Origin of the sequence: Sanguibacter keddieii DSM 10542, from assembly GCF_000024925.1 — a bacterium.
Lineage (GTDB): Bacteria > Actinomycetota > Actinomycetes > Actinomycetales > Cellulomonadaceae > Sanguibacter > Sanguibacter keddieii.
Genome location: NC_013521.1, coordinates 1227066 through 1240223, shown reverse-complemented (window position 1 = coordinate 1240223; position 13158 = coordinate 1227066). Strand labels below are relative to the sequence as shown.

7 protein-coding genes and 3 rRNA genes are annotated in these 13158 nt (G+C 64.8%); all 10 read right to left on the bottom strand.

Annotated elements, in window-relative coordinates; all coding sequences use genetic code 11:
- Positions 1–48 precede the first annotated feature (48 nt).
- Entirely contained in the window at positions 49–522 is a 474-nt protein-coding gene (locus SKED_RS05195; protein WP_012866077.1) for a GyrI-like domain-containing protein, read from the bottom strand.
- Between the two features lie 125 nt (positions 523–647).
- The gene (locus tag SKED_RS05190; protein WP_012866076.1) at positions 648–1244 is read right to left on the bottom strand and encodes a GNAT family N-acetyltransferase; all 597 of its coding nucleotides are present in this window, start codon (positions 1242–1244) and stop codon (positions 648–650) included.
- Between the two features lie 127 nt (positions 1245–1371).
- Positions 1372–2880 carry an Asp-tRNA(Asn)/Glu-tRNA(Gln) amidotransferase subunit GatB gene (gatB, locus tag SKED_RS05185; RefSeq protein WP_012866075.1) on the bottom strand — a complete coding sequence of 503 codons (1509 nt, stop codon included), beginning with the start codon at positions 2878–2880 and terminating at the stop codon, positions 1372–1374.
- Positions 2880–4391, bottom strand: a complete 1512-nt coding sequence (gene gatA / locus SKED_RS05180) for an Asp-tRNA(Asn)/Glu-tRNA(Gln) amidotransferase subunit GatA (RefSeq protein WP_012866074.1) — start codon at positions 4389–4391, stop codon at positions 2880–2882. Before gatA ends, gatB begins: the two co-directional genes overlap by 1 nt.
- Entirely contained in the window at positions 4388–4687 is a 300-nt protein-coding gene (gatC, locus tag SKED_RS05175) for an Asp-tRNA(Asn)/Glu-tRNA(Gln) amidotransferase subunit GatC (protein WP_012866073.1), read from the bottom strand. The genes gatA and gatC overlap by 4 nt, the downstream gene beginning before the upstream one ends.
- A gap of 170 nt (positions 4688–4857) precedes the next feature.
- Positions 4858–4974, bottom strand: a 5S ribosomal RNA gene (rrf, locus tag SKED_RS05170).
- Between the two features lie 78 nt (positions 4975–5052).
- Positions 5053–8164: ribosomal RNA gene (locus tag SKED_RS05165) — 23S ribosomal RNA — on the bottom strand.
- A gap of 453 nt (positions 8165–8617) precedes the next feature.
- Positions 8618–10141: ribosomal RNA gene (locus tag SKED_RS05160) — 16S ribosomal RNA — on the bottom strand.
- Together the 16S, 23S and 5S rRNA genes form the textbook arrangement of a ribosomal RNA operon.
- A 660-nt stretch (positions 10142–10801) precedes the next feature.
- Entirely contained in the window at positions 10802–11803 is a 1002-nt protein-coding gene (locus SKED_RS05155; RefSeq protein WP_012866072.1) for a sugar phosphate isomerase/epimerase family protein, read from the bottom strand.
- Positions 11804–11902: 99 nt separating this feature from the next.
- On the bottom strand, positions 11903–13093 hold the full coding sequence (locus tag SKED_RS05150; RefSeq protein WP_012866071.1) for a Gfo/Idh/MocA family protein: 1191 nt from the start codon (positions 13091–13093) through the stop codon (positions 11903–11905).
- Positions 13094–13158 lie beyond the last annotated feature (65 nt).

The following is a 13158-nucleotide window of genomic DNA, read 5'->3' as shown; positions in this document are numbered from 1 at the left end:
CCCTGCCGCGGCGGTCGGGCGTGCTCCCGGGCGTCCTCCGGGGCCGCATCAGGCGAGAGGCTCGCAGACCTCGGTGACGAGGTCCTGCTCGCCCACCTGGTCGGGGGTCCTCAGGTAGAGGTTGAAGGCCTTGCGCTCGACCGCTTCCCCCGTGGCGAAGGTCAGGTGCTCCGCGGCGACCCGCTCGTCGATGCGACGGTGCGCCTCGGTGATCTGGTCGTACGAGCCCAGCACCCGCGCGACGAGGCAGTCACGGCTCGGCAGCTCGAGCACCTCGAGCGGGGGCACGGCCAGGGTGCCGGGTGCGACGGGCACGAAGATCGACAGTTCGACGTCGTGCGGGGTGTACTCGTCGTCGTGCTCGATGACACCGCCCGGACCGGACGGGGTGATCGCCTGGGCCTCGAGGAGAGGCATCATCCGCTCCCAGAGCTGCACCTCGTCGGCGTAGGTCGGGACGGTGCCGCGCAGCGCGACGACGGTCATGGCGGGGACGACGGTCCGGTCCAGGGTGATCGACATGGCAGGCTCCGTGCTCGGCGGCTGTGCGGTGGTGTCCCATGGTCACCACCGCACGCCCCTCGCCGTCAAGACCCTGCCGGCGCCTCGGCAGGCTCGGTCAGAGCTGGTCGGTCAGCGCTGGTCGGTCAGCGCTGCTCGGTGTCGCGGGACCTGTAGTCGTCCTCGAGGACGGCCATGAGGAAGACGTCGCAGTAGGAGTCGCCGTCGAGCGCGGCGTCCCGCTGGCGGCCCTCCAGGACGAAGCCGAGAGACTCGTAGAGCGCGCGGGCGCGCGGGTTGATCGCCAGGACGTCGAGCTGGACGCGGTGCAGGCGCGGGCCGTCGTCGCCCTGGCCGTCGCCGTCGAAGGCGTAGCGCAGGACCTGGTCGATGGCGTCACGGCCGTAGCCACGACCGCGGTAGTCGGGCAGCTGGGCGAGCCTGAGGTTCGCGCAGCGGGTGTCCTCGTCGATCTCGTTGAGGACGATCTCGCCGATCATCTCGTCGCTCACCAGCTGCCCGTCCCGCTCGAGCGCCGGTGTGACCGCCCAGTCGTAGCGGCCGGGGCGGTCGCTCACGGTGCGCGCCCACTCCTCGACCTGAGCGCGGTCGAAGTCTGCCGTGGTCCCGGTGAGGCGCATGGCCTCCGGGTCCTGGAGCGACTCCCACATCCGTTCGGCATCGGTCGCCTCGACAGGCCTGAGCCGGGCGATCTCGCCGGTGAGCACCGGTCCGCGTGTCATGGTCTCTCCTCGTCGTGCTGGTACTCGTGCGGGGTGTGGAGCGAGGCGGGGCGGGTACGACGGTGGTCCGCCGTACCCGCCCCGCGGGACGTGCTGGTCGGGCGCTGGTCTCCCGGCGCCCGAGGTGTCAGCCGATGCGCTCGACGACCAGCTCGCGGACGCGGGCCGCGTCGGCCTGCCCGCGGGTGGCCTTCATGACCGCACCGATGACGGCGCCGATCGGCCCGAGGTTCCCCGAGCGGATCTTCTCGACGATGTCCGGCTGCGCGGCCAGGACGGTGTCGATGGCCTCGAGCAGGGGGCCGTCGTCGGAGACGATCTCGAGACCGCGGGCCACGACGACCTCCTCCGGCGACCCCTCGCCGGCGAGCACGCCCTCGAGGACCTGGCGGGCCATCTTGTCGTTGATGCGCCCCGAGTCGACGAGCGACTGCAGCTGACCGATCTGCTCCGGGGTGACCGGGAGGTCGGCGAGCTCGACCTCGGTGGTCTTGGCGGCACGGGCGAGCTCGCCCATCCACCACTTGCGGGCTGCCGCGGGGCTGGCGCCTGCCGCGATGGTCGTCTCGATGAGCTCGACCGCGCCGGCGTTCACGACGTCGCGCATCTCCGGGTCGGAGAAGCCCCAGTCCCCCTGCAGACGACGACGGCGGTCGGCCGGCATCTCCGGGAGGGTCGCGCGGATCTCCTCGACCCAGGCGCGGCTCGGCTCGACCGGGACCAGGTCGGGCTCGGGGAAGTACCGGTAGTCCTCGGCGTCGGACTTCACACGTCCGGCCGTCGTGGTCGAGGTGTCCTCGTGCCAGTGCCGCGTCTCCTGCGTGACGGTCTTCCCGGCGTCGAGCACCGCAGCCTGGCGGGAGACCTCGTAGCGCACCGCGCGCTCGATGGACCGGAACGAGTTGACGTTCTTGGTCTCGGTGCGGGTGCCGAGCGGCGACTCGGGGGTCGCGCGCAGGGAGAGGTTCACGTCGGCGCGGACGTTGCCGCGCTCCATGCGGGCCTCGGAGACGTCGAGCGCCCGGAAGATGTCGCGCAACGTCTGGACGTAGGCCCGCGCGACCTCGGGGGCGCGGGTGCCGGCGCCGGTGATCGGACGGGTGACGATCTCGACGAGGGGGATCCCGGCACGGTTGTAGTCGACCAGCGAGTGGTCCGCCCCGTGGATGCGCCCGGTGCTGCCGCCGACGTGGGTGTTCTTGCCGGCGTCCTCCTCCATGTGGGCGCGCTCGATCTCGACCCGGAAGATCGAGCCGTCGTCGAGCTCCACGTCGAGGTACCCGTCGAAGGCGATGGGCTCGTCGTACTGGGACGTCTGGAAGTTCTTGGGGACGTCCGGGTAGAAGTAGTTCTTCCGCGCGAAGCGGCAGGACTCGGCGATCGAGCAGTTGAGCGCGAGGCCGATCTTGATGGCCGACTCGACGGCCTTGCCGTTGACCACGGGCAGCGCACCCGGCAGGCCGAGCGAGACAGGGGTGGTCTGCGTGTTCGGCGCACCACCGAACTCGACCTCGGCCGCGCAGAACATCTTGGTCTTGGTGCCGAGCTCGACGTGGACCTCGATGCCGATGACGGGGTCGAAGCGTGCGACGGCCTCGTCGTAGTCGACCAGGTCGACGTGGGCAGAGTGGCTCATCAGCGGGTCTCCAGTTCAGGTGCCTGGTCGAGGAGCGGTCCGCCCCAGGCGTTCTCGAGGGCGGCCTCGAGGGCCGCACCGACGCGGTACAGGCGCTCGTCAGCACGGGCGGGGGCGAGGATCTGGAAGCCGACGGGGAGGCCGTCGTCCGAGAGACCGTTCGGGAGGGAGATGCCCGGGACGCCCGCGAGGTTGGCCGGGATGGTCGCGACGTCGTTGAGGTACATCGCGAGGGGGTCGTCGAGCTTCTCGCCGAACTTGAACGCCGTGGTGGGCGACGTCGGGGAGACGAGCACGTCGGCCTTCTCGAAGGCGGCCGCGAAGTCGCGCTGGATGAGCGTGCGCACCTTCTGGGCCGAGCCGTAGTAGGCGTCGTAGTAGCCGGCGGACAGCGCGTAGGTCCCGAGGATCACGCGGCGCTTCACCTCGTCGCCGAAACCGGCGCCGCGGGTCGCGGACATGACGCGCTCCGCGGTGACCGGGCCCTCGGTGGGCTCGACGCGCAGGCCGAAGCGCATGCCGTCGAACTTCGCGAGGTTGCTCGACGCCTCGGCGGGCATGATGAGGTAGTAGGCCGCGAGGGCGTTGACGAAGTGCGGGCAGGAGACCTCGACGACCTCGGCGCCAGCAGCCTTGAGCAGCTCGAGGGACTCCTCGAAGCGTGCGGAGACACCGGCCTGGTAGCCCTCGCCGCTGAGCTCCTTGACCACACCGACGCGGACGCCCGTGAGGTCGCCGAGCGCACCCTGACGGGCAGCGTCGACGAGCGTCGGGACGGGCTCGTCCAACGAGGTCGAGTCGCGCGGGTCGTGACCGCCGATGAGCTCGTGCAGGAGCGCGGAGTCGAGGACGGTCCGCGTGACGGGGCCGGCCTGGTCGAGGGACGAGGCCATCGCGATGAGGCCGTAGCGGGAGACGCCACCGTAGGTGGGCTTCACGCCGACCGTGCCGGTGACGGCGCCGGGCTGGCGGATGGAGCCTCCGGTGTCGGTCCCGATCGCGAGAGGCGCCTCGAAGGCGGCCACCGCCGCGGCCGAGCCACCGCCCGAGCCACCGGGGATCCGGTCGAGGTCCCAGGGGTTGCGGGTGTTGCCGTAGGCAGAGTGCTCGGTGCTGGACCCCATGGCGAACTCGTCCATGTTGGTCTTGCCGAGGATGGGCAGGCCGGCGGCCTTGATCTTCTCGACGAGCGTGGCGTCGTAGGGCGGGATCCAGCCCTCGAGGATCTTGGAGCCGGCCGTGGTCGGGAGCCCCTTGGTGACGACGACGTCCTTGACGGCGATCGGCACCCCGGCGAGCGGGTGCAGGTCCTCGCCGGCAGCGCGGCGGGCGTCGATGTCGCGGGCCGTGGCGAGCGCCTCGTCGGCGCTCACGTGGAGGAAGGCGTGGACGTCGGTGTCGACGGCGCTGATGCGGTCGAGGTGGGCCTGCGTGACCTCGACGCTCGAGACGTCGCCGGCCACGAGGTGGGCCGCGAGCTCCGCGGCGCTCTTGCGGGTCAGGTCGCTCATGAGTCCTCCCCCAGGATCTGAGGGACGAGGAACCGTCCGTCTTCGCTCGCGGGTGCGCTGGCCATGATCTCGTCGACGTCGAGCGGTGCGACGGGGACGTCGTCACGGAAGACGTTGGAGAGCGGCAGCGGGTGGCTGGTCGCGGGTACGTCGGGCGTCGCGACGGCGCTGACCTCGGCGATCGCGTCGACGATCACGACGAGCTCGCCTGCGAGGCGGTCGAGTTCTTCGGGGCTGAGGTCGATGCGCGCGAGCGCTGCGACGCGCGCGACCTCGTCACGGGAGAGTGTGGACATGCCCCCAGTCTAGGCCAGCAGGACGTCCCAGAGCAGGGACCTCCGAGCTGTCGAGGAGTGAGAGATCTCGCGCCGTACGGGGCTCCGACAGGCACGCCCGCAGCACCGAGGACGTTCCTGGGTACGACGAAAGCCCACCCCCAGAAGGGGTGGGCTTTCGTTGAATGATTGTCCGGCGGCGACCTACTCTCCCACACAGTCTCCCGTGCAGTACCATCGGCGCAGAGGGGCTTAGCTTCCGGGTTCGGAATGGGACCGGGCGTTTCCCCCTCGCTATGACCGCCGTAACTCTATTGGGTTGTCAACCGGTTCTCGGCCGTTACCCGAGAACCGCACAGTGGACGCGTAGCACACAAAAATTGAGTGTTATCAAGTTATCGGCTTATTAGTACCGGTCAGCTCCGAGAGTCGTTAGTCCTCTCTTCCACGTCCGGCCTATCTACCCAGTGGTCTGCTGGGAGCCTCTCGAGGGTCAAGCCCTCATGGAAACCTCATCTTGAAGCAGGCTTCCCGCTTAGATGCTTTCAGCGGTTATCCCTTCCGAACGTAGCCAACCAGCCGTGCTCCTGGCGGAACAACTGGCACACCAGAGGTTCGTCCGTCCCGGTCCTCTCGTACTAGGGACAGCCCTTCTCAAGTTTCCTGCGCGCGCAGCGGATAGGGACCGAACTGTCTCACGACGTTCTAAACCCAGCTCGCGTACCGCTTTAATGGGCGAACAGCCCAACCCTTGGGACCTACTCCAGCCCCAGGATGCGACGAGCCGACATCGAGGTGCCAAACCATGCCGTCGATATGGACTCTTGGGCAAGATCAGCCTGTTATCCCCGGGGTACCTTTTATCCGTTGAGCGACGGCGCTTCCACAAGCCACCGCCGGATCACTAGTTCCGACTTTCGTCCCTGCTCGACCTGTCAGTCTCACAGTCAAGCTCCCTTGTGCACTTGCACTCGACACCTGATTGCCAACCAGGCTGAGGGAACCTTTGAGCGCCTCCGTTACATTTTAGGAGGCAACCGCCCCAGTTAAACTACCCATCAGGCACTGTCCCTGATCCGGATTACGGACCGAGGTTAGATGTCCAGAGCGACCAGAGTGGTATTTCAACGTTGACTCCACGAACACTGGCGTGCCCGCTTCACAGTCTCCCACCTATCCTACACAAGCCGCACCGAACACCAATACCAAACTATAGTAAAGGTCCCGGGGTCTTTCCGTCCTGCTGCGCGTAACGAGCATCTTTACTCGTAGTGCAATTTCGCCGAGTTCACGGTTGAGACAGCGGAGAAGTCGTTACGCCATTCGTGCAGGTCGGAACTTACCCGACAAGGAATTTCGCTACCTTAGGATGGTTATAGTTACCACCGCCGTTTACTGGGGCTTAAATTCTGAGCTTCGCACAAGTGCTAACCCGTCCTCTTAACCTTCCAGCACCGGGCAGGCGTCAGTCCGTATACATCGTCTTGCGACTTCGCACGGACCTGTGTTTTTAGTAAACAGTCGCTTCTCCCTGGTCTCTGCGGCCCTTGCACGCTCGGCCAGCTAGTGGCTTCACGCTCCGGGCCCCCCTTCTCCCGAAGTTACGGGGGCATTTTGCCGAGTTCCTTAACCATGATTCTCTCGATCGCCTTAGTATTCTCTACCTGATCACCTGAGTCGGTTTAGGGTACGGGCGGCTTGAACCTCGCGTCGAAGCTTTTCTCGGCAGCATAGGATCACCAAATCCCCACCTAGGGTGGGTCCCGTCAGATCTCAGGCTATGTGAACAGCGGATTTGCCTACTGTTCGCCCTACGTCCTTAGACCGAGACAACCGTCGCTCGGCTTGGCTACCTTCCTGCGTCACTCCTGTTAATACGCTTACCTACTACCGGTTCGGGTCCCGCGCTCCCCTGAGTCCTCAGCCCCGAAGGGCCTGTAGACCAGGCTTGGGCGGTCAGCATCACCGGGCTCGGTATGGGCGGTTCTTCGCCGGTAGGAGAATATCAACTCCTTGTCCATCGACTACGCCTGTCGGCCTCGCCTTAGGTCCCGACTTACCCAGGGCGGATTAGCCTGGCCCTGGAACCCTTGATCATTCGGCGGACGGGTTTCTCACCCGTCTTTCGCTACTCATGCCTGCATTCTCACTCGTGTAGGCTCCACCACTGGGTTCCCCCGCAGCTTCACTGCCCACACGACGCTCCCCTACCCATCCACACACCTGGACCACGAAGGCCTGGTTATTATGTGAATGCCACAGCTTCGGCGGTGTACTTGAGCCCCGCTACATTGTCGGCGCGGAATCACTTGACCAGTGAGCTATTACGCACTCTTTCAAGGGTGGCTGCTTCTAAGCCAACCTCCTGGTTGTCTGTGCAACTCCACATCCTTTCCCACTTAGCACACGCTTAGGGGCCTTAGCTGGTGGTCTGGGCTGTTTCCCTCTCGACTACGGAGCTTATCCCCCGCAGTCTCACTCCCGCGCTCTCACTTACCGGCATTCGGAGTTTGGCTAACGTCAGTAACCTTGTAGGGCCCATCGGCTATCCAGTAGCTCTACCTCCGGCAAGAAACACGCGAGGCTGCACCTAAATGCATTTCGGGGAGAACCAGCTATCACGAAGTTTGATTGGCCTTTCACCCCTACCCACAGGTCATCCCCCCAGTTTTCAACCTAGGTGGGTTCGGTCCTCCACGCGGTCTTACCCGCGCTTCAACCTGCCCATGGGTAGATCACTTCGCTTCGGGTCTAGACCCAGCGACTCTGACGCCCTATTCGGACTCGCTTTCGCTACGGCTTCCCCACACGGGTTAACCTCGCCACTGAGCACTAACTCGCAGGCTCATTCTTCAAAAGGCACGCTGTCACCCCTGCTAAGGAGGCTCCAACGGATTGTAGGCACACGGTTTCAGGTACTATTTCACTCCCCTCCCGGGGTACTTTTCACCTTTCCCTCACGGTACTTGTCCGCTATCGGTCACTAGGTAGTATTTAGGCTTATGAAGTGGTCTTCACGGATTCACACGGGATTTCTCGGGCCCCGTGCTACTTGGGATCCCCTTCGGGAGGCCACATGATTTCGTCTACGGGGGTCACACCCTCTACGCCGGGCCTTTCAATGCCCTTCGACTATCACATGACTTTCTGACTCCCTGACAAGCCGGCAGACTCATCTGAAAGGTCCCACAACCCCGCCCATGCAACCCCTGCCGGGTATCACACATGAACGGTTTGGCCTCATCCGCTTTCGCTCGCCACTACTCACGGAATATCTCTTCCTGTCGGTACTGAGATGTTTCACTTCCCGACGTTCCCTCCACACACCCTATATATTCAGGTGCAGGTAACACGACATAACTCGTGCTGGGTTTCCCCATTCGGAAATCCTCGGATCACAGTTCGTTTGCCAACTCCCCGAGGCTTATCGCAGGCTACTACGTCCTTCATCGGCTCCTAGTGCCAAGGCATCCACCCTGTGCCCTTAAAAACTTGACAACAATAAAATTGCAGAGAACAAAGATAAATCTTTGATCTTACAAAGATGCTCGCGTCCACTGTGCAGTTCTCAAGCTACGGACGATCCCACCCAACACCACCGCCTACCCCCGAGCTAGGCTCAAGAGCGGTTCAACTGGTTCAGGGTGACCCGTGTCGTGGCAACCAACCCGATCCGCCAAGACCCAGAGGTCTCAGCCGGCTTGGCGCCTGAAGTTCACTTGCGTCAAGACGCCCGTGCCTTCAGGACCCAACAGTGTGCTCATGTCCCCACCCCTCGACCCACTCTCTTCCAACCAGACGAAGCTGGTGTACTAGCAGCGGACCTCATGACGAGTCCTAGTCAATGTTCCACCCGTGAGCAACCGCCCACACCCTCATTCGGAGTGTGGAAGCGGCCACCTGAACCCGACCGGGGTAGTCCCCGGAACGAGCCAGTGTGTAGCTCCTTAGAAAGGAGGTGATCCAGCCGCACCTTCCGGTACGGCTACCTTGTTACGACTTAGTCCCAATCGCCAATCCCACCTTCGACGGCTCCATCCCACAAGGGGTTAGGCCACCGGCTTCGGGTGTTACCGACTTTCGTGACTTGACGGGCGGTGTGTACAAGGCCCGGGAACGTATTCACCGCAGCGTTGCTGATCTGCGATTACTAGCGACTCCGACTTCATGGGGTCGAGTTGCAGACCCCAATCCGAACTGAGACCGGCTTTTTGGGATTCGCTCCACCTCGCGGTATCGCAGCCCTTTGTACCGGCCATTGTAGCATGCGTGAAGCCCAAGACATAAGGGGCATGATGATTTGACGTCATCCCCACCTTCCTCCGAGTTGACCCCGGCAGTCTCCTATGAGTCCCCACCATGACGTGCTGGCAACATAGGACGAGGGTTGCGCTCGTTGCGGGACTTAACCCAACATCTCACGACACGAGCTGACGACAACCATGCACCACCTGTACACCAGTCCGAAGACGCGACCATCTCTGGCCGATTCCGGTGTATGTCAAGCCTTGGTAAGGTTCTTCGCGTTGCATCGAATTAATCCGCATGCTCCGCCGCTTGTGCGGGCCCCCGTCAATTCCTTTGAGTTTTAGCCTTGCGGCCGTACTCCCCAGGCGGGGCACTTAATGCGTTAGCTGCGGCGCGGAACTCGTGGAATGAGCCCCACACCTAGTGCCCAACGTTTACGGCATGGACTACCAGGGTATCTAATCCTGTTCGCTCCCCATGCTTTCGCTCCTCAGCGTCAGTAGTGGCCCAGTGACCTGCCTTCGCCATCGGTGTTCCTCCTGATATCTGCGCATTCCACCGCTACACCAGGAATTCCAGTCACCCCTACCACACTCTAGTCTGCCCGTACCCGATGCAAGCTCAAGGTTGAGCCTTGAGTTTTCACACCAGACGCGACAAACCGCCTACGAGCTCTTTACGCCCAATAATTCCGGACAACGCTTGCGCCCTACGTATTACCGCGGCTGCTGGCACGTAGTTAGCCGGCGCTTCTTCTGCAGGTACCGTCACTTTCGCTTCTTCCCTACTGAAAGAGGTTTACAACCCGAAGGCCTTCATCCCTCACGCGGCGTCGCTGCATCAGGCTTTCGCCCATTGTGCAATATTCCCCACTGCTGCCTCCCGTAGGAGTCTGGGCCGTGTCTCAGTCCCAGTGTGGCCGGTCGCCCTCTCAGGCCGGCTACCCGTCGACGCCTTGGTGAGCCGTTACCTCACCAACTAGCTGATAGGCCGCGAGTCCATCCTTGACCGAAAAACTTTCCAGACGCCGACCATGCGATCGCGTCTCGTATCCGGTATTAGCCCCGGTTTCCCGGAGTTATCCCAGAGTCAAGGGCAGGTTACTCACGTGTTACTCACCCGTTCGCCACTGATCAACCAGAGCAAGCTCTAGCGTCACCGTTCGACTTGCATGTGTTAAGCACGCCGCCAGCGTTCGTCCTGAGCCAGGATCAAACTCTCCGTAAATGTTTGCTATCAACCAGCCGAAACCAGTTAACAACCATACGAAGCAAGCCTCCCTGCAAAGAGAGAACTTGATTAATCAAGGCTACAAACCGAAAACTTGCGTTTTCAATTCATACCAAATAAACCTCGTCCAACATCAGCCCCGACCGAAAGATCAGGTACCAACCCAAGACGAGGGGTCTTGGCATTGACTATTAAGCACACTGTTGAGTTCTCAAGGAGCGGACGCGCATCACCCGTTCACTCATTACTGAGCGTCTGGCGTGAGGCAACCGTTCAAACTTACCCGACTCGCAACCCTGCGTCAACCCGCCGTTTCCAGCGCATTAACCCGGTGAAGCGGGCCTGGTGAAGACTACCTGATCTCCGCGGCCCTCCGAACCACTCTTCCGAGCGACTCGAACCGCATCTACCAGCACCAGACTCGAAGTCCCGCACCGGCCGAACCAGGCCCTCCACACTACCAGGCGCAGGCGGACCTGCGAAGCCTTCATGAGGAGGATGCCGAACCCCGGGACCAGCCACTTCGCGCCGGCTCCGAAGAGCTTCGCAGTGGTGTCTGTGTCTCCCGGTCGGGCTGACCTCGAGAACATTACGCGACGCCCTCGCCGTTGCCAAGCCGCTCCCCCGTGACCGCGGTCACCCTGGTCAGAGCGTCGCTCAGCGCGCGCTGAACGCCGCGTCGAACGCAGCCTCGGGTGCGTCGAGCGCGAGCCTGCGCACGAACTCGAGCGCCTCGGGCGCGCCGACCAGCCGGTCCATGCCGGCGTCCTCCCACTCGATGGAGATCGGCCCTGCGTACCCGATGGTGTTGAGCATCCGGAAGGCGTCCTCCCACGGGACGTCGCCGTGCCCGGTCGAGATGAAGTCCCACCCGCGGCGGCCGTCGGCCCACGCCAGGTGCGAGCCCATCCGGCCGTTGCGGCCGTTGCTCATGCGCTTCTTCGTGTCCTTGCAGTCCACGTGGTAGATCCGGTCCTTGAAGTCCCAGAGGAAGCTCACGGGGTCGATGTCCTGCCACACCATGTGGCTCGGGTCCCAGTTGAGCCCGAAGGCCTCGCGGTGACCGATGGCCTCCAGGGTGCGGACGGTCGTCCAGTAGTCGTAGGCGATCTCGCTCGGGTGCACCTCGTGCGCGAAACGCACCCCCACGTCGTCGAAGACGTCGAGGATCGGGTTCCAGCGGTCCGCGAAGTCCTGGTACCCGGCGTCGACGGCCTCCTGGCTCACCGGCGGGAACATCGCCACGTACTTCCAGATCGACGAGCCCGTGAACCCCACCACGGTCTTCACCCCGAGCCGGGCTGCCAGGCGCGCGGTGTGCTTCATCTCCTCGGCGGCACGCTGGCGCACCCCCTCCGGGTCTCCGTCTCCCCAGACCACGTCGGGCAGGATGTCGCGGTGCCGCTGGTCGATGGGGTCGTCGCAGACCGCCTGCCCCTTGAGGTGGTTGGAGATCGCGTGCACCTGGAGGCCGTGCCGCGCCAAGATGTCGAGGCGTCCCTGCACGTACTCGTCGTCGTCCCACCGCCACGGGTCGAGATGGTCTCCCCAGCACGCGATCTCGAGACCGTCGTATCCCCACCCGGCCGCGAGCGCCGCGACCTCCTCGAAGGGCAGGTCGGCCCACTGGCCGGTGAAGAGGGTGATCGGACGGACCATGACGGGCTCCTTCGGTCGGGCTGACGGACTGGGGTGGTCGAGCAGGTCTTCCTCGGCGGTCAGCGGACCGCTCCGGGTCTCCGGGTCAGTGTCGGTTCCTCACACGTCCCTCCAGCTGCTGCGGTCGGCGGCCGACTCCTCGACGGCTGCGAGCACCTTCTGCACGACGAGACCGTCGCGGAAGGTCGGGGCCGGCTGGGTCCCGGTGGCGAGGGCCTCGACGAGGTCGACCACCTGGTGCGTGAAGGCGTGCTCGTACCCGAGGCCGTGACCGGCCGGCCACCAGTGGGCGACGTACGGGTGCTCGGGCTCGGTCACCACGATCCTGCGGAAGCCTGCCGTGCTCGCGGGTTCCTGGGCGTCGTACAGGTGGAGGACGTTCATGTCCTCGAAGTCGAAGGACAGCGAGCCCAGGGACCCGTCGACCTCGAGGCGGATGGCGTTCTTGCGACCGGTGGCGAACCGCGTCGCCTCGAAGACCGCGATCCCTCCCCCGCTCATGCGGGCGAGGAAGGCTGTCGCGTCGTCGACCGTGACGGGCCCGCGCCCCTGCCCGGCGACGCCGCCCAGCCCTGCGGGCGACGCCCCCGAGGACGACGACGCGACAGGGCGCTCGGCGACGAAGGTCTCGAGCATGCCCGAGACCCCGGTCACCTGCTCCCCCGTGACGAACTGGGCCAGGTCGACCACGTGCGCCCCGATGTCGCCAAGGGCACCGGAGCCGGCACGCTCCTTGTCGAGGCGCCAGGTCAGCGGCGACTCCTCGTCGGTCAGCCAGTCCTGGAGGTACTGCGCCCGGACGTGCCGCACCGTACCGATGCGCCCCTCCTCGACGAGCTGCCGGGCGAGACGGACGGCGGGCACCCGACGGTAGGTGAAGCCCACCATCGCCACCACACCGCGCAGCACCGCGGCGTCGGCCGCGTCGGCCATCTGCTGGGCCTCCGCGACCGAGTTCGCGAGCGGCTTCTCGCACAGCACGTGCTTCCCGGCCTCGAGCGCGGCGATCGCGATCTCGGCGTGGGTGTCGCCCGGCGTGCAGATGTCGACGAGGTCGACGTCGTCGCGCGCCACGAGGTCCTTCCAGCTGGCCTCGGAGCCGAGCCAGCCGAGCCGGTCCGCCGCGGCTCTCGCGCTCTCCGTGGTGCGCCCGGCGACCGCGGTCATCTCGGTGCGCAGCGGCAGGTCGAAGAACCGCGGTGCGGTCCGCCACGCCTGCGAGTGCGCCGCGCCCATGAAGGCGTGCCCCACCATCCCGACCCCCAGCCGGGGTCGTCCGTCGTCGGACATGGTCCGCTCCCTCCGTGGGGTGGGACCGGGCAGGCGCCCGGTCCCACCGGTGTCGTGGTGGTCGG